Here is a 15,474-nt window from a genome sequence, read left to right as displayed (position 1 = left end):
TGGCCGGACAAGAGGCTGTTCAGTATGTTAAATGTTTAATTTTGCTTAACGGTAGCCACCATGTCTCAAGTCGATCTCAATCTCTTTCGTGTCCTCGATGCGGTGATCCGCTATGGTGGTGTCACCACGGCCGCCGAGATGATGGAGATGACCCCCTCGGCCATCAGCCAGGCCATCAGCCGCCTGACCACCCTGGTGGGCGAGCCGCTGTTTGTCCGCCAGGGACGCGGCATCACCCCCACGGCGCGAGCGCTCAGTCTGCACCACGAGATCATGGTGCCGCTGCACGACATGGAGCGCAGCCTGCAGCGCACCGATCTCTTTGATCCCCAGACCAGTCGGCGCACCTTTCGCATCGCGGGGGTGCCCGATATCGATATCTTCTTCCTGCCGGAGCTCAACAACCTGTTGCAGACCCAAGCCCCCAACTGTCAGCTGGAGTGGAACACCCAGGTGCAGGACGAAGCCCTGCGCCAGAACAGCCTCTATCTGCACAGCGTGGATCTGGTGCTGGCCACCAAGCCGATGGCGGAGCAGGGGATCGAAAACGAGCAGATCATGTCCCAGGCCCTGCGCATCGCCTGCCGCAAGGATCACCCCAGGATCCGCCAGGCCCCCGACATGGCCACCTTCTTCAACGAAAAGCACGTGGTATTGCAAACCAGGCGGCTCGACAGCTTGCTGCTCAACACCCTGACCAAGGCGCCGCTGCCGCCGCGCCAGATTGCCTACGAGAGCGACTCCCTGCTCACCGCCCTTCATCTGGTGAGTCGTACCGACTGGCTCTGCGTCGCCAGCCAGTGGCATATGGAGAAGCTGGGGCAGGCGCTGGATCTGGCCAGCTATCCCCTCCCCTGGCTCTCGGAGGATTGCCCCGTCTACATGAGTTGGCACAAGAGCTCCGGTCAGGATACCGGGCTTAATTGGCTCAAAGATCAGATGCGGGCCGTCAGTTCGTTTTAAGTATGCTTAACAGTCAAGCATGCCCATCTCCTCATCCGGGCTATCGCTCTTCTCGACAAACCGCCTATGGATAATCCCTCCTTCAGGATAATCGGGGGCCTTTTCTCAACCATTAAGGCGCAGCTCATGACGACATCGTCGTGCCGAAGTAGCTGCGAAGCGCCACCACCACCCGCCGCACTTTCTCCGGGATCTCCCGCTGCGGCGTGATGGCGTGGATCTCCATCGGCTGCACCCGAAAACCAGGCAACAGTTCGAGCAGACGCCCCTGTGCCAGATCCTCGCCAATTTCTCCCTCCGGTTGCAGCGAGATCCCCTGCCCCGCCAGCGCAAACTGGCGCAGGGGCAACACGTTATTGCAGAGCACCTTGGCCTTGAACCTCACCCTGTGCTCGCCCCCCTTTTCATCCTGCAGCAGCAAACCGTTGCCCAGCATGTCGCCACAGAGCCAGTCGTGAGTGGCCAGATCGGTGGGTGTGCGCGGCGTCCCCTTGCGCGCCAGATAGGCGGGAGCTGCGCAGAGCAGCATACGGGTTTGCCCCAGTTTACGGGCAACCAGGGTTGAGTCGGGCAAGGTGCCGACCCGCAGTGCCACATCGATCCGCTCGGCAATGAGATCCCGTTTCTCGTCGTCGGCGATGATCTGGATAGTGAGGCCGGGGTGGGCCTGCAGCAGCGGTGAGAGGGCCAGCGCCAGCGGCTGGCCAGCCATCCCCACCGGGGCGGTGATCCGCACTTCACCGAGCAGGGCGTCGCGCACCTCCGAGAGGCGCAACTCGGTCTCGCTCAGGGTCTGCTGCAGCGCCCGGCACCCTTGCCACACCACCTCTCCCGCCTCGGTCAGACTGAGACGACGGGTGGAGCGATGGAGCAGGGGCAGTCCGAGCAGGCTTTCCAGCTGGCTGATATGCTGACTGACGGCGGAGGGGGTCATGCCAAGGGATTTGGCTGCCCCTGTCATGCTGCCCGCTTCCACCACGGCGGCGAAGATGGCGTAACGTCTGAGCTGTTCCATTATTAAATCCAGCTTATAAGTGAATGCATTTTTGAGGTGATTATTAAATCATAAATGGCGGCGTAGGATAGCCCCATTCCAACAGTGAAGGAGAGTTCCCCATGAAGATTGCCCTGATCGGTGCCAGTGGTTTTGTCGGTTCAGCCATCCTGAACGAGGCCATCAGCCGCGGCCATCACGTCACCGCCATCGTCCGCGATGTCAGCAAAGTGGCCGCCCATCCGCAGGTCACCGCCGTGGCGGTAGATGCCCAAAACCCGCAGGCGTTGGCCGAGGTGCTCAAGGGGCACGATCGGGTGATCAGCGCCTACAACCCGGGCTGGACCACACCGGATATCTACGACCAGTACCTCAAGGGCGCCAACGCGATCGTCGCAGCAGCCAAAGCGGCCAACAGCTGGCTGCTGGTAGTAGGTGGCGCCGGCAGTCTGGAGGTTGCCCCCGGCGTGCAACTGGTGGATACCCCTGAGTTTCCGGCCGAGTGGAAACAGGGGGCGCTGGCGGCCCGCGACGGTCTCACCGCCCTGCGCCGTGAAACCACCCTCGACTGGCGCTTTGTCTCTCCCCCGGTGTTCCTCGAACCGGGCGAGAAGCGCGGCGGCTATCGGATTGGTGGCGATCAGGTGCTGTTCAGCGGCGAACAGCCTGCCGGGATCACCGCCGGAGATCTGGCCGATGGCGTGCTGAACGAGGTGGAAAAACCAGCTCACCAGCGCCAGCGCTTTACCCTGGGTTACTGAGAGCCAGCAGGCGGTTAAGGCCAGAATACGCGGTCACTCGCCTGTGCTTTCGGTCAGGTGAAAAACCGCTCAACCAGAAGGGAGGCATCCGCCTCCCTTCTGTTTTGGCCATTTTCTGTTTTGGTCATTTTTTGCCACTGGCAGCTTGCCTCTGGTTATCACTCTCCCCCTCATCATTGCCCCTTTACCCCGCAATGGCTGCGCAAAAAACCTTCAGCCCATCAGTCACCGAATTCAGTTTCGAATTTTGTATATAACTAAGAATAATTTGTTGTTTCCGTCTTATAACACCGAACAGTAGCATCCCCCTTATTCCAGATGGCGCCACACCGCAGCGCATACCGACACACTGTCGCGCCATCCCGTTTGCCGCTTATCAGGTCTGCCAACAGCGGAGGCAGTGCAAGAGATGGCGCCAGAGATAACGAAAGAGTGAGGAGGTGCACATGGAACATTCACCACTGCCGATCATCGATCTGGCTGCCCTCAAGGGGGCGCCCGAGGTGCGTCGCCCTATGCTGGCCAGGCTGGCCGCGGCCGCCCGCGATGTGGGCTTTTTCTATCTGGTCGGCCACGGCTTGAGCAAGGTTGAGATGCTAGAGACCCTGGCGCTGGCAGAGCGCTTCTTTGCTCTGCCGGAGCAGGAGAAGTTGGCGGTGCAGATGGTCAACAGCCCCCACTTTCGCGGCTACAACCGGGTCGGTGCCGAGCTGACCCGCCAGCGGCCGGATCTGCGAGAGCAGTTCGATATCATGAATGAGGCGCAAGCCCTGCCTGCGGCCCTGATCCGTGAACCCTGGCGGCGGCTGATCGGCCCCAACCAGTGGCCAAGCGCCCTGCCAGAGATGAAAGCCCATCTACTGGCGTGGCAGGAGCGGCTGAGCGATATCACCCTCACCCTGCTCGCGGCCTTCGCCGAGGTGCTGGAGCAACCGGCCAACGTGTTTGACGACAGTATTCGCGGCGCCCCCTACCAGCACATGAAGCTGATTCACTACCCGGGGCAAGAGGCGGGCGGCAGCAGTCAGGGGGTCGGCGCTCACAAGGATCCCGGCTACCTGACGCTGGTGATGCAGGACAATCATTCAGGGCTTGAGGTCGAGACGGCCGACGGCTGGATCTCCGCGCCCCCCCTGCCGGGAGCGCTGGTGGTCAATATCGGCGAGCTGCTGGAGCTGGCCTCCAACGGCTATCTCAAGGCGACCCTGCATCGGGTGGTGAGCCCGCCGTCCGGCGTATCGCGCCTCTCCTGCGCCTTCTTTATGGCGGCGCGGCTCGATGCCACCGTGCCCCTGCTCACCCTCTCACCCGAACTGGCAGCGCAGGCGCAAGGGCCGGAGAGTGAGCCGACCAACCCGCTCTTTAATCAGGTGGGGGAGAACGTGCTGAAAGGGCGGCTGCGCTCCCACCCGGATGTGGCGGCCCGTCACTATGGGCCGTTGGAGCCGGCTCGCCTCCCGCGCACTGAAAGCGAAGCGATACCGGCCTGAGCAGCGCAGAGATCCGCCGGCGGGTATATGCATAAGCCACAAGCAGCATGGATATACCCGCCCTGACAACGAACAACAAGCAACAAAACAAGTCATGGCCAGAGCTAGGCCATCACGGAGCAACACGATGAAATTCAAGACCATGAGCGTACACAGCGGCCAGCGGATCGACCCCCAGACCGGCGCCCTCACCACCCCGCTCTACCAAAGCAGCACCTTCAGCTACTTCAACGCCCAGGCGGGCAAGGAGCGCTTTGCAGGTCAGGCCCCCGGCTTTATCTACAGCCGCTTTGGCAACCCCACCACCGCCGAGCTGGAGCAGAAGCTGGCGGCGCTGGAAGGGGCTGACGAAGCGCTGGTGGTGGCGAGCGGCATGGCGGCGGTGAGCGCCATCATGTATGCCCTGGCCGACAGCGGCGATGAGGTGGCCTATATCGGCCCGCTCTACGGCGGCACCGATGCGTTCCTCAAGCAGACCTTCAGCCGCGCCGGTATCAAGGTCACCGCCTACGAGAGCGATCGGGATCTGCTGGCCAACATCCGCCCTGCTACCAAGGTGGTACTGTTCGAAACCCTGACCAACCCCACCCTCACGGTGGTGGATCCGCGGCTGGTGGTGGAAGCGGCCCGCAAGGTGGGCGCCATTACGGTATGTGACAACACCTTCCTCACCCCCTACCTGCTGCGTCCGCTGGAACTCGGGGTCGATGTAGTGATGCACAGCGGCACCAAGTATCTGGGCGGCCACGGCGACATCATCGCCGGGGTGGTGGCGGGCTCCCACGCTCTGATGAAGTCGATCCGCACCGTGGCCCTCAAGCATATCGGCTCCCCCATCGGCCCGCAGGAGGCCTACCTGCTGCAACGCGGGGTCAAGACCCTGCCGCTGCGGATGGATGCCCACCTACACAATGCCCAGAAAGTGGCCGAGTTTCTGGCCGCCCATCCGGCGGTGAAGAAGGTGATTTACCCGGGGCTTGCCAGCCATCCGGGCCACGATGCCCTCGGCGCCTTCGCCAGCGGCTTTGGCGGCATGGTGAGCATCGAGCTGGAGGGCGGGTTTGAGCGCTGCGCCACCCTGCTCGACAACCTGCAGCTATTCGTGCAGGCGGTGAGTCTGGGGGATCTCGAGAGTCTTGCCTGCCATCCGGCCAGTACCACCCACGCCGCCATGGACGAGGCGAGCCGCCTCGCCGCCGGGGTCAACGACGACCTCATCCGCTTCAGCATCGGGGTGGAAGATGCGGACGATCTGATCGCCGATCTGGCCGCCGCGCTGGCGCAGATCTAACCGGGCGCGCTTTTACTCGCCGACAAAACAGCGGCGAGTGATATGCCCCAAACACAACAACGGCCCATCAAGGGCCGTTGTTGTTTGCCGCGATGTGGAAAATGCGGGATTTACTCCTCCCACACCACCACTTGGGATGAGGGCCAGCGATCCCCGACCTGGGCGTACTTTTGCTCCAGCAGGTGACGCTTGATCTTCATGGTGGGAGTCAGCACGCCGTTCTCGATATTCCAGGGAGTCTTCACTACCAGAATGCCGCGAATTTTGGCATGAGATTCCAGCTGATCGTTGACCCGTACCCGCGCCGCTTCCAGTCTGGCGTTGACCTCCTCCCGATTGCCCTTCATGGCACTCTCGGCCAGCTGCACCAGCGCAATGGGCTGGGGCATGCCGTAACCAATCACGCAGAGCTGTTCGATGATGGGCTCCTGCCCCAGCAGTCCCTCGATGGGCACCGGCGCCACATACTTGCCCTTGGCGGTCTTGAACACATCCTTCATCCGGCCGGTGATGGTGAGATAACCCTCCTTGTCCAGCTTGCCCATGTCACCGGTGTGCAGCCACCCCTCGGCATCGATGGCCTCGGCGCTGTGCTCGGGATCCTTGTAGTAACCCAGCATCATCCCTTCGCAGCGGCAGAGGATCTCCCCCTCGTCGGAGATCTTGATGGTCACCCCGATCCCCGCCTTGCCGACGGTGCCGATCTTGTCGGCGCGGAACGGGTAGTTGATGGTTGAGTAGGCGTGGTTCTCGGTCATACCCCAGGCTTCCGTCACCTTGAGGCCGATGCTCAGATACCACTCAAGCAGCGCAGGAGAGACAGGCGCAGAGCCGCAGCCGAGTACCCGGGCCTGATCCAGCCCAAGCCCCTTTTGCAGCTTGCGTTTGATCAGGCCGGAGATAAGCGGGATCTTGAGCAGCAACTCCAGTTTGTTCTGGGGCAGCTTCTCGTGGATCTTGATGCGGAACATGGCCCACAGCCGTGGCACCGAGATAAAGACGGTGGGACGGCAGCGTTTGACATCTTCGATAAAGGTGTCGAGAGATTCAGGGAACGCGATGGTAGCGCCGCCATAGAGACTGCCGCCGTAGATGTAGACCCGCTCGGTAATGTGGGCCAGCGGCAGGTAGGAGAAGCCCCGATCGGCCTGGCTCAGGCTCACCGTCTCCACCAGCTTCTCGCACGACCAGGCGTAACGCTCGACGCTCAGCATCGCCCCTTTCGGCTTGCCGGTGCTGCCAGAGGTGTAGACCAGACTCAGCAGGGAGTCAGGGGCCTGCACCGGGCTGTCAGGGATCGGCTCGTGCGCCTCCAGCAGGTCATCCCACTGGTGGCTGGCCGGCATGGTGTCATAGGGGAAGGCGATGCGCAGCAGATCAGCGGGTACGCCAGCCTCCTGACTCTTCCAGTCATCCAGCTTGCCGACGAAGATCGCCTTGGCCTCGCTGTGGCGCAGCACATATTCGATGGTGTCGACGTTGGCAGTCGGGTAGATGGGCACGCTCACATACTGCCCCATCTGCATCGCCAGATCGGCGATAAACCACTGGGCGCAGTTCTTGGAGAGCAGCGCCACCTTGTCACCCGCCACCAGACCGAGGTGACGCAAGGCCGTCACCATCCGCCGCGCTTCATCGGCCACTTCACCCCAGGTGAAATCGACATATTCGCGGTTGATGGTTTGACGCAGGTAGGTTCGATCAGGACACTGCCGCTCCCAGTGATAGAGCATCTCGAGCGGCAGTTTATTGGCAATGCGTGAGGAGGAGGCCATAGTTTAATCCCTGAAACAAAAGGCGAAACTTATTATTAACCTTTCACTAACTTCAGGGGAAGGATAAACTCAAACTTCAGTTTGAATTGTGTATCCGATCAAGCTTCTGCGTCTTGTTGCAAACGACTCCACATCGCCTGCACCAGTTTTTCATCCTCTTCAGATAGCTCACCTTGCAAGATCGCCTCGTTGAGGCTGCGCAGCACATAGCTCTTGACGTCCCGCACCAGGGTCTTGCCTTCCAGCTCGGCCCGGGCAACGGCCAATGAGATATGACCTCGCAGGTAACCCCCCGCAAACAGCTCATCGTCGGTCGCGGTGGCAACCATGCTGTCGATCAGTCCCAACAACTTGTGCTCAAAATCGTGAATCGTCATGTAACGCAGCCTCATTTGCGGCAAAAAATTCGGGGGTATGGAACCGCAATCCGGTTGATTGCAGCTCTCTGGCGCCAGGCCAGCAGCGTCCTTGGCGTCCTATTCCGGGTTGGCCACCGGGTAGATGACCTGATCCTTGTATCCCGTGGTTATTCGCAGATAACCACGCAACGCCCGGTTTAATTCGGGATCATCGGTGTCCACCAGCAGCGGCCTGCCCGCAAGGGCGGCAAGCTTGGCTTTGGTTGCCAGCACCTGGATATTGTCCAGCCCGACACACCGAATCACCTCAGGACTCAATTGCTGATTTCCGCGCCCGAACAGATGTCCCTGTCCGCCGATCAGGGTAATGATCAGTCGGCAGCGACGGCCGCGGATCCGGGTCAGGATCTCGGCGGCGCTGAGATCCTGCCCGATAAGTCGGCCATTTTCCACCAGATCCACACCGAGCAAAGTATTTTCCAGACCGAGCTCTGCCATACAGGCTGCCACCGTGCTGCCGGAGCCCATCAGATAGAGGGTATCGGGCTCCATCTGCTCCACCACACCGGCGGCGAGATCCGCCAGCACCAGTTCTTCGGACTCCTTGCCCCCCTGTTTTACCGCCTGTACGTAACGCAGATCGCTGGGCACCTTCAGCTGGCCGTAGTGGCGGGCCCGCACCTTGCCCGCGCGAAACGCCTCTTCGTCGATGTCGCGCACCTCGGCATCGATCAGGCTGAGCAGTTCCCCTGCAATCATCCGCGCCACCACCCGCCCGCTGGCTGCGGGCGTCACCCCGTAGACGCCGGAGTGGATCTTGCACCCCGCGGGAATGCCGAGCACATGGCAAGACTCCCCCACCGCGGCGCAGATATCCCGCGCCGTACCATCGCCACCGGCAAACAGCAGCAGATCGACCCCGGCTTCGCACATCAGCTCGGCGGCGTGGCGGGTATCATCGGCCGAGGTGCTCTCCCCGGCCGGTTGATAGATGACCCGACAGGGCAACCCCAGCTCGCGGGCTACCGCCTCCCCCATCTCTCCCGCCACCGTCAGCAGTTCAAACGGGACGCTCAGCTCGCACAGTGGCAACAGAGCTTGCCGCGCCCGCTCCTGCGCTTTGGGCACAGCGCCTCGGGCCAGCGCCTCGGCAACCACACCGTCACTGCCCTTGAGCCCCACTGCACCGCCAATCCCGGCGACCGGATTAATAATGAACCCTAATCGAAACATGCCTGCCTCCCTTGCGATGGCCACCATTTTTATCTTTTCCCCCCTCTGGGACAAGCAGTGGCGCCCCTGCTAGAATGCGCTGCTTCAATTTTCCAACCAATTTTCAACCAAGGTTCAATCATGCTGGAATGGGTTCTTGATCCCTCTGCCTGGGTCGCACTCGCCACCCTTACCCTGCTCGAGATCGTGCTGGGCATCGACAACATCATCTTTATCTCCATCCTGGTAGGTCGCCTGCCGGAGGCGCAGCGTCAAAAAGCGCGCATTCTGGGTCTGGGGCTCGCCATGGGTACCCGGATCCTGCTGCTGCTCTCGCTGGCCTGGGTGATGCGCCTCACCGATCCGCTCTTCACCGTGCTGGGTGAAGCCATCTCCGGCCGCGATCTGATCCTGCTGCTGGGTGGCCTGTTCCTCATCGGCAAGAGTGCCCACGAGATCCACGTCACCCTGGAAGGGGCGGCCGAGCCGGAGAGCGTCAGCAAAGCGGCCTCTGGCTTTATCAGCACCCTGATCCAGATCGCCATCCTCGATATCGTGTTCAGCCTCGACTCGGTGATCACCGCGGTCGGCATGGCCGATCACGTGCCGGTGATGGTGCTGGCCATCATGATTGCCGTCTTCATCATGATGTTTGCCGCCAAATCCATCGGTGATTTCGTCGACAACCACCCCACCATCAAGATGCTGGCCCTCTCCTTCCTCACCCTGGTGGGCTTCGCCCTGATGGCCGAGGGGATGGATCTGCATATTCCGAAGGGCTACATCTACTTCGCCATGGCCTTCTCGCTGGTGGTGGAGATGATCAACATCCGCCTGCGCAGTCATCACGACAATAACGGGCAAAATAGCGCGCAGTAACCCTGCCCCACATGCCCCCGCGACCCCAGCTGTCGCGATCAAAAAGAGCGCCGGTCGGGCGCTCTTTTTTATGGGTAACGAAACGATGAAAGGGTTATTGATCGCTGATGACGATGGCAACCCGGCGGTTGGCGGCCCGGCCCTCTCTGGTCTTGTTATCTGCCAGCGGCATGGTCTCGCCACGGCCATGGATCTCCAGATTGGCTGGCTTCATGCCGACCGAGACCAGCACATCGGCCACCGACTGGGCCCGCTTCAGTGAGAGTTGCTGGTTGTAGCTGCTCTCGCCGGTATTATCGGTGTGGCCATCCACCCGCGCCTTGTCCAACCCTACACCAAGCAGTGTTTTACCCAGTTTTTCAACGGATTGGCGAGTCTGGGGATTGAGCGCCCCCACGTTGTTGGCAAACAGCACCCGGTTGGCCAGATCCAGCGTCCACCCCTCATCGGTCAGATAAAAGCCCTGCTCCTTGAGCACGGCGATTTGCTCCGGGGTCAACCCCTTGGGCGCGCTCTGGCAACCGGCCAGCAGCGACAACATCAACCCCAGCAGGGTCACTTTCAACAGGTGGGTGATCTTCATGGTTTGCTCCTTGTTTATGTTGTTATTCTTGCCAGTCAGGCGATGGTTTTCTGTTCGCTGCGGCGCGCCCGTTTCGCCAGATACATGGCTGCATCAGCCTGATCACACAGCACGCTGGCACTCATGCCCGCCTGATAGACGGCGAAGCCGACACTCACCTCGGCCACCAGCTGACGACCGTCACGCAGCGCCACCGGTTCGCTCATCGCCTGCTGGATGCGGCCAATCACCTCTTCCACCTGATGCTGTCGCTGGAGTGGGCCAACCAACACCGCAAACTCGTCACCACCGAGGCGAAACACCAGATCATCCGGACGCAGCTGATGTTGTACCCGTCTTGAGAGCGCGATCAGCACATCGTCACCGGCGTTGTGCCCCAGCGTGTCATTAATTTGCTTGAAGCGATCGCAGTCGAGATAGAGCAGCGCAAACCCCTCTTGCTCGCCGAGGGAGATGGCCTGCGCGAGCCGCGCTTCAAACAGGGCGCGATTGGGCAGTCCGGTGAGGGCATCGTGAGTCGCCTGATGGAGCAGGCTGGCATTTTCGCGGGCCTGCTGGGCCTGCCAGGCTTGCAGCTCGTCCAGCAGGGAGTTGAAGTCATCCCCCAGCTCGTTAATCTCGACGATATCGGCCGGTGGTGCCCGCATCCCCAGGGTGCGCTGTCGGCGTACCGAGTGGGCGACAAGTGCCAGTTTGCGCAGCGGTGCGGTGATGGAGACCTGCATCCGGTCAGCCACATAGAGTGCCACCATGGCGCTCAGCATCAGGCAAACCACCATCGCCAGCAGCGCCGAGAGCAAAAACAGCAACAGATATTCACCGTGGCCGCGCAGCTCGATGGTGGCGATCTGCTCACCACCCCGCAGCATGGGGAGTTTGACAGGCCCCGGCATCAGCAGTTGGGCCAGATAGTCTTCGAGCGTCACCAGCGGATTGCTTCTGGGGCGCTCCCAACTGGCAAGCAGCTGACCATTGGTCAGCACGATAGTGGCTTCGGCCACCTCTTCCTTGGCAACGATACCACTGAGCGCCTCGCTCGCCGCTTCCTCATCGTGGAACACCACCGCCGCCTCGGCGCTGTAGCTGATGGCGCGGCCTACCAGCTCCAGATTGTGGTCGGCGTAAAAACGCACTACCAGCAGGGCCACCAGTGTAAAAAAGAGTCCCGCCACGCTGACGGCTGTGATGGCGGCCACCAGATGGGTTCGCCCCAGGCTCTGACGCAGGGTCAGACGGCGGGGAGCCGCGCTCACCTGTCGTCTCATGGGACCCCCTTGTCGGCATGGGCCAGCTTGAGCACGGCGGGATGCACCCGCACGCCGCTCAGGGCCAGGGCATCGAGGTTCACTTTAAACCGCACCCGCACGCTGTCCGGCGAGGTCTGCAGGCAGAACACCGAGCTGGTGGAACAGTCGTGGTTGTATTCGCTGATGCTGAGCACAGGGTGCCCCTGCAGGCGGGCAAACAGCGCAATCCGGGTCGGCTCGTCGAGCACTCCCAGATAGAGCACATCGCAGTGATCGCTGATAGCCGGATCGCTCGCCTCGTAACGATGGACCTGCACGGTACGGCCATTGGCCTGACGATCGATGGTAAAGAGGGCGCCGGCATATTCGGTCGGCGCCGCCACGCACATACGCAGCACCGCAGGCTCGGTGGGCCAGCGGGTGTAACTCATGATATCGAGCACCAGCTCCCTGACCGCCGTCGCCCGGCTCTCTGCGGCCGTTTCCGCCAGCGCGCGGGGCAACAGCAGGCCAAACGCAACCAACAGGAGCGCAAGACGGGCAGTTAAACGGGGGGAAAAGAGTAACAGCATGATCGGGAGGTGGTCGCCTTGACAATACCGCTGCTATGGCATTGCGGTTCGGGTACATGAACCCAGATAGTAAGTTGGCTGACACTGGCCTGACAAGTCTCACCCCGCCATAAACTACAGAGTTCGTGTAAAGAAAACGGAGAGCCCGTCTGGTAACGGGCTCTCTGGTGGCAGGCAACAAGACGGAAATCACTTCTTGCTGATGCCGTATTCTCGCAGCTTGTTGGCGATGGCGGTATGCGACACGCCCAGGCGTTTGGCCAGCTGGCGCGTTGACGGGAAGGCGGGATAGAGCCGAGCCAGCAGCTGGCTCTCGAAGCGCTTCACCGCATCGTCGAGATTCCCCTCAAACCACTCGTCGATCAGCGGCATGGTATCGGCCGCCACCGGCAGGTCGATCTGCTCGGGCCCCAGCTCATCCCCTTCCAGCAGGGTCATGGCACGGTAGAGACAGTTGCGCAGCTGACGCACGTTGCCCGGCCAGCGGTAGGCGGTCAGGTAATCGGCCATGTTGCGGGTAAAGCGCGGACGGGGTCGCTGCAACTCGCTGGCAAAGCGGGAGACAAACTGCTGGGCCAGCACCATGATGTCCGCCTTGCGCTCGCGCAGGGGGGGCAGCGCCAGACTGAGCACGTTGAGGCGATAGTAGAGATCCTCGCGGAAGGTTCCTTCGTGCACCAGATCCAGCAACTGCTTCTGGGTGGTGCAGATGAAACGCACGTTGACCTTCACCTCTTGCTCGTCACCGACCCGGCGGAATACCCCATCCTGCAGCACCCGTAAAAACTTGGTCTGCAGATGGGGAGACATGTCGCCGATCTCGTCCAGCATCAGGGTGCCGCCGCTCGCCAGCTCCAGCACGCCGCGCTTGCCCTCGGTGTTGTTGCCAAAGGCGCCGGGGGCATAACCAAACAGCTCGCTCTCGGCCACGTTATCGGGCATGGCGGCACAGTTGAGGGCCATAAAGGGGTGGCTGGAGCGCAGGCTGGCCCCGTGACAGGCGCGGGCCAGCAGCTCCTTGCCGGTGCCGGTCTCGCCGACAATCAGCAGCGGCGCATCCTGCATCGCCAGTTTGCGCGCTTGCGACAGCACCTCTTTCATCTTGGGACTCTCGGCCTGCAGATGCTCAAAGCCCCCCACTTCCACCGCATGAAGCGCGCTGAAGTGCAGGCCGACCCGACGGGCAGATTTGAGCACCACCACGGCACCGGCCAGCGCCTGCTTGCCGCGGGCTTCTGCCACGAACAGCGGCATCAGATCTGCCAGATACTCTTCGCCATTGAAACTGAGCTTGCAGGTCTGCGGCTTGATCTCGCTCGCCTCCAGCCAGCGGGTGAAGGAGAAGCCCTTGACCAGCGAACCGAGCGCCGCGCCGCGCACCTCCTCCACCGACAAGCCGAGGGTGGTGAGGGCCGACTGGTTGGCCTGGGTCACCTTGCCCTTGCTGTCGAGGGAGAAGACCAGGTCCGGCAGCGCCTTGAGCAGCGCCTCGATCTCGTGATGCTCTCGCTCGGAAGGCATGTAGGGGATGGTCTTGACGTCGTAGACGCCGGGAATGCGGCGGATCTCCGGCATCAGGTGCTGAAAATCACTGAACTCCAGCTCGGGAAAGTTGAGATAGATGATGCCTGAGGTATCGATTTCGATGCCGCGCAGATCGATATTGTGCTCCACCAGGCGGTCGAGCAGTTCCCGGGTCAGGCCCAGGCGGTCTTCACAGCTGACTTCAAGACGCATTCGGGACACACTTCCTAGCTAACTCTATGAATGAGCGGATAATACAGTCTCGATCCCCCCAGTGCGAGCGCCAGCCCATAAAAATGCGGGCCTGCCCCGCTTTCGCAGGCAGGCCCGGGTCAACCGATGACGCTGGTGTGGGGTGCGATTACCGGAGCAACTGATCGGTGCGCGCCGCCATGATGAAGTCGTTGCGATGCAAGCCGCCGATCTTATGCATCCACCAGCTGACGGTCACCTCCCCCATTCGGTCAGAAATGCAGGAAGGGGGATACTCCGCCTCAACCTGTTCTCAGGTTATCTGGGCAATTGGTCTGTACGCGCAGCCATGATGAAGTCGTTGCGGTGTAATCCGCCGATCTTGTGGGTCCACCAGCTGACGGTCACCTTGCCCCACTCGGTCAGGATGGCCGGATGATGGAACTCTGCCTCCGCCAGCTCGCCCAGGCGGTTGGTAAACGCCAGCGCCTCCTTGAAGTTGCGAAACGTAAATTCCCGCCGCAGTTGCAGCGCCCCCCCCTCCACCAGCGGCTGCCAGTCGGGAATAAGCTGCATCAGCTCACGCAGCTCCTCATCGCTCACCTTGGGGGCATCGGCGCGACACGCTTCACACTGTTGGCTGGCCAGTTCGGACATGGGTTACTCCTGCTTGAATTAATGAAAAATTAATGAAAATGAAATAGGGTTGTTTGCTTTTGGTCAGCTCGCCTGTTTGCCAGCGGGAACCTCAAAACGTGGCGGATAGAGGCCAAGACGACTGGCCTCGGCCAGAGCAGCCATGATCTCCTCCCCAGTCAGTTGGTAGAGATGCTCGAGACTCGGCAGCACAAAATAGGTGGGCTGCATGATGTCGATGCGATACGGGGTGCGCAGCACGGTCAACAGATCGAAAGGTTGCAGCAGCGGCTGGCCGGAGAGGGCATAGGCGGTCTCACCGATGGAGGAGAGAATGCCGCCACCGTAGATACGCAGCCCGTCGGGCGTTGCCAGCAGGCCAAACTCCACGGTGAACCAGTAGAGCCGCGCCAGAAAAACCCGCTGCTCCTTGCTCGCCTGCTGCCCCAACTGACCGTATAGGTGGGTGAAGTGGGCAAAGGCCGGATTAGTCAGCATGGCGCAGTGGCCAAAGATCTCGTGAAAGATATCGGGCTCTTGCAGGTAGTCGAGCTCGTCCCGGCGCCGGATAAAGGTGGCTACCGGAAACTGGCGGTTGGCCAGCAGGGCGAAGAAGCGATCGAACGAGATAAGCGCAGGCACCGCCGCCACCGACCAGCCGGTAGCGGGCTGCAAGACAGCGTTGATCTCGGCCAGCTGGGGGATGCGATCACGGGGCAGCCCAAGCCTGTCGAGACCGGCCAGATACTCGTTACACCCCTTGCCAGCAAGAGCGGCGAACTGACGTTCGATCAGGATCTGCCAGGTGCCGTGCTCTTCGTTGCTGTAGTGGATCACCCCGTCAGCATCCGGCTGGTGGGCGGTGTAAAAGGTTGCCATAGCGGTTCCATCCTCTGGCGCCACATCAAGGCGCCTTGCCGTTTCATCACGATTTCACTGTAACGAAATGGCAACAAAAAAAGCAGCCGACCCATGAGTCGGCTGCCTGAAACAGTT

Annotated in this window: 16 protein-coding genes; 5 read left to right on the top strand and 11 right to left on the bottom strand. The window is 61.4% G+C overall.

Annotated features, from left to right (window positions below; all coding sequences use genetic code 11):
• Positions 1–60 precede the first annotated feature (60 nt).
• Positions 61–963, top strand: a complete 903-nt coding sequence (locus ACB035_RS02540; RefSeq protein ID WP_236396910.1) for a LysR family transcriptional regulator — start codon at positions 61–63, stop codon at positions 961–963.
• 124 nt (positions 964–1,087) lie between these two features.
• Here ACB035_RS02540 and ACB035_RS02535 read toward each other — a convergent pair whose 3' ends face one another.
• Positions 1,088–1,978, bottom strand: coding sequence for a LysR family transcriptional regulator (locus ACB035_RS02535; RefSeq protein ID WP_236396908.1), 891 nt, complete (start codon positions 1,976–1,978; stop codon positions 1,088–1,090).
• Between the two features lie 101 nt (positions 1,979–2,079).
• On the opposite strand from ACB035_RS02535, the gene ACB035_RS02530 reads away from it, so the two are divergent.
• The 3 genes from ACB035_RS02530 to ACB035_RS02520 all read left to right on the top strand — a co-directional run bounded on the left by ACB035_RS02530 (position 2,080) and on the right by ACB035_RS02520 (position 5,499).
• Complete coding sequence (locus ACB035_RS02530) at positions 2,080–2,718, top strand: NAD(P)-dependent oxidoreductase (RefSeq protein ID WP_021231373.1); 639 nt, start codon at positions 2,080–2,082, stop codon at positions 2,716–2,718.
• A 446-nt stretch (positions 2,719–3,164) separates the two neighbouring features.
• The gene (locus ACB035_RS02525; protein WP_371166595.1) at positions 3,165–4,208 is read left to right on the top strand and encodes an isopenicillin N synthase family dioxygenase; all 1,044 of its coding nucleotides are present in this window, start codon (positions 3,165–3,167) and stop codon (positions 4,206–4,208) included.
• Positions 4,209–4,335: 127 nt separating this feature from the next.
• Positions 4,336–5,499, top strand: a complete 1,164-nt coding sequence (locus ACB035_RS02520) for a PLP-dependent aspartate aminotransferase family protein (RefSeq protein WP_371166594.1) — start codon at positions 4,336–4,338, stop codon at positions 5,497–5,499.
• 110 nt (positions 5,500–5,609) lie between these two features.
• On the opposite strand, the gene ACB035_RS02515 is transcribed toward ACB035_RS02520, so the two are convergent.
• The 3 genes from ACB035_RS02515 to ACB035_RS02505 all read right to left on the bottom strand — a co-directional run bounded on the left by ACB035_RS02515 (position 5,610) and on the right by ACB035_RS02505 (position 8,866).
• Positions 5,610–7,274 (bottom strand): AMP-binding protein, encoded by a 1,665-nt coding sequence (locus ACB035_RS02515; protein WP_013723648.1) that lies wholly within the window; start codon positions 7,272–7,274, stop codon positions 5,610–5,612.
• Between the two features lie 98 nt (positions 7,275–7,372).
• Positions 7,373–7,651 carry a YfcL family protein gene (locus tag ACB035_RS02510; protein WP_005333639.1) on the bottom strand — a complete coding sequence of 93 codons (279 nt, stop codon included), beginning with the start codon at positions 7,649–7,651 and terminating at the stop codon, positions 7,373–7,375.
• A 99-nt stretch (positions 7,652–7,750) separates the two neighbouring features.
• Entirely contained in the window at positions 7,751–8,866 is a 1,116-nt protein-coding gene (locus ACB035_RS02505) for an ATP-NAD kinase family protein (protein WP_371166593.1), read from the bottom strand.
• A gap of 120 nt (positions 8,867–8,986) precedes the next feature.
• On the opposite strand from ACB035_RS02505, the gene ACB035_RS02500 reads away from it, so the two are divergent.
• Complete coding sequence (locus tag ACB035_RS02500; protein WP_042083356.1) at positions 8,987–9,724, top strand: TerC family protein; 738 nt, start codon at positions 8,987–8,989, stop codon at positions 9,722–9,724.
• Between the two features lie 94 nt (positions 9,725–9,818).
• On the opposite strand, the gene ACB035_RS02495 is transcribed toward ACB035_RS02500, so the two are convergent.
• The 7 genes from ACB035_RS02495 to phhA form a co-directional block, all read right to left on the bottom strand.
• Positions 9,819–10,307 (bottom strand): OmpA family protein, encoded by a 489-nt coding sequence (locus ACB035_RS02495; RefSeq protein WP_005333642.1) that lies wholly within the window; start codon positions 10,305–10,307, stop codon positions 9,819–9,821.
• A gap of 35 nt (positions 10,308–10,342) precedes the next feature.
• On the bottom strand, positions 10,343–11,572 hold the full coding sequence (locus ACB035_RS02490; RefSeq protein WP_371166592.1) for a diguanylate cyclase domain-containing protein: 1,230 nt from the start codon (positions 11,570–11,572) through the stop codon (positions 10,343–10,345).
• Positions 11,569–12,126 (bottom strand): YfiR family protein, encoded by a 558-nt coding sequence (locus tag ACB035_RS02485; RefSeq protein ID WP_005333646.1) that lies wholly within the window; start codon positions 12,124–12,126, stop codon positions 11,569–11,571. Before ACB035_RS02485 ends, ACB035_RS02490 begins: the two co-directional genes overlap by 4 nt.
• Before the next feature lie 189 nt (positions 12,127–12,315).
• On the bottom strand, positions 12,316–13,863 hold the full coding sequence (tyrR, locus tag ACB035_RS02480; protein ID WP_371166591.1) for a transcriptional regulator TyrR: 1,548 nt from the start codon (positions 13,861–13,863) through the stop codon (positions 12,316–12,318).
• A 148-nt stretch (positions 13,864–14,011) separates the two neighbouring features.
• Complete coding sequence (locus ACB035_RS02475) at positions 14,012–14,110, bottom strand: 4a-hydroxytetrahydrobiopterin dehydratase (protein ID WP_270905441.1); 99 nt, start codon at positions 14,108–14,110, stop codon at positions 14,012–14,014.
• A gap of 50 nt (positions 14,111–14,160) precedes the next feature.
• The gene (locus ACB035_RS02470; RefSeq protein ID WP_216978931.1) at positions 14,161–14,499 is read right to left on the bottom strand and encodes a 4a-hydroxytetrahydrobiopterin dehydratase; all 339 of its coding nucleotides are present in this window, start codon (positions 14,497–14,499) and stop codon (positions 14,161–14,163) included.
• 63 nt (positions 14,500–14,562) lie between these two features.
• Positions 14,563–15,357: a phenylalanine 4-monooxygenase gene (phhA, locus tag ACB035_RS02465; RefSeq protein WP_371166590.1), complete on the bottom strand. Its 795-nt coding sequence runs from the start codon at positions 15,355–15,357 to the stop codon at positions 14,563–14,565.
• Positions 15,358–15,474: the final 117 nt, after the last annotated feature.

The organism is Aeromonas sp. S12(2024), assembly GCF_041402305.1.
Taxonomy (GTDB): Bacteria; Pseudomonadota; Gammaproteobacteria; order Enterobacterales; family Aeromonadaceae; genus Aeromonas; species Aeromonas veronii.
This window is presented reverse-complemented; position numbering and strand designations above follow the sequence as displayed.

Excerpts from the sequence above, each read along its gene's own strand:
- ACB035_RS02540 (WP_236396910.1), top strand. The coding sequence starts at position 61 with ATGTCTCAAGTCGATCTCAATCTCTTTCGTGTCCTCGATGCGGTGATC.
- ACB035_RS02535 (WP_236396908.1), bottom strand. The coding sequence starts at position 1,978 with ATGGAACAGCTCAGACGTTACGCCATCTTCGCCGCCGTGGTGGAAGCG.
- ACB035_RS02530 (WP_021231373.1), top strand. The coding sequence starts at position 2,080 with ATGAAGATTGCCCTGATCGGTGCCAGTGGTTTTGTCGGTTCAGCCATC.
- ACB035_RS02525 (WP_371166595.1), top strand. The coding sequence starts at position 3,165 with ATGGAACATTCACCACTGCCGATCATCGATCTGGCTGCCCTCAAGGGG.
- ACB035_RS02520 (WP_371166594.1), top strand. The coding sequence starts at position 4,336 with ATGAAATTCAAGACCATGAGCGTACACAGCGGCCAGCGGATCGACCCC.
- ACB035_RS02515 (WP_013723648.1), bottom strand. The coding sequence starts at position 7,274 with ATGGCCTCCTCCTCACGCATTGCCAATAAACTGCCGCTCGAGATGCTC.
- ACB035_RS02510 (WP_005333639.1), bottom strand. The coding sequence starts at position 7,651 with ATGACGATTCACGATTTTGAGCACAAGTTGTTGGGACTGATCGACAGC.
- ACB035_RS02505 (WP_371166593.1), bottom strand. The coding sequence starts at position 8,866 with ATGTTTCGATTAGGGTTCATTATTAATCCGGTCGCCGGGATTGGCGGT.
- ACB035_RS02500 (WP_042083356.1), top strand. The coding sequence starts at position 8,987 with ATGCTGGAATGGGTTCTTGATCCCTCTGCCTGGGTCGCACTCGCCACC.
- ACB035_RS02495 (WP_005333642.1), bottom strand. The coding sequence starts at position 10,307 with ATGAAGATCACCCACCTGTTGAAAGTGACCCTGCTGGGGTTGATGTTG.
- ACB035_RS02490 (WP_371166592.1), bottom strand. The coding sequence starts at position 11,572 with ATGAGACGACAGGTGAGCGCGGCTCCCCGCCGTCTGACCCTGCGTCAG.
- ACB035_RS02485 (WP_005333646.1), bottom strand. The coding sequence starts at position 12,126 with ATGCTGTTACTCTTTTCCCCCCGTTTAACTGCCCGTCTTGCGCTCCTG.
- tyrR (WP_371166591.1), bottom strand. The coding sequence starts at position 13,863 with ATGCGTCTTGAAGTCAGCTGTGAAGACCGCCTGGGCCTGACCCGGGAA.
- ACB035_RS02475 (WP_270905441.1), bottom strand. The coding sequence starts at position 14,110 with ATGGGGGAGGTGACCGTCAGCTGGTGGATGCATAAGATCGGCGGCTTG.
- ACB035_RS02470 (WP_216978931.1), bottom strand. The coding sequence starts at position 14,499 with ATGTCCGAACTGGCCAGCCAACAGTGTGAAGCGTGTCGCGCCGATGCC.
- phhA (WP_371166590.1), bottom strand. The coding sequence starts at position 15,357 with ATGGCAACCTTTTACACCGCCCACCAGCCGGATGCTGACGGGGTGATC.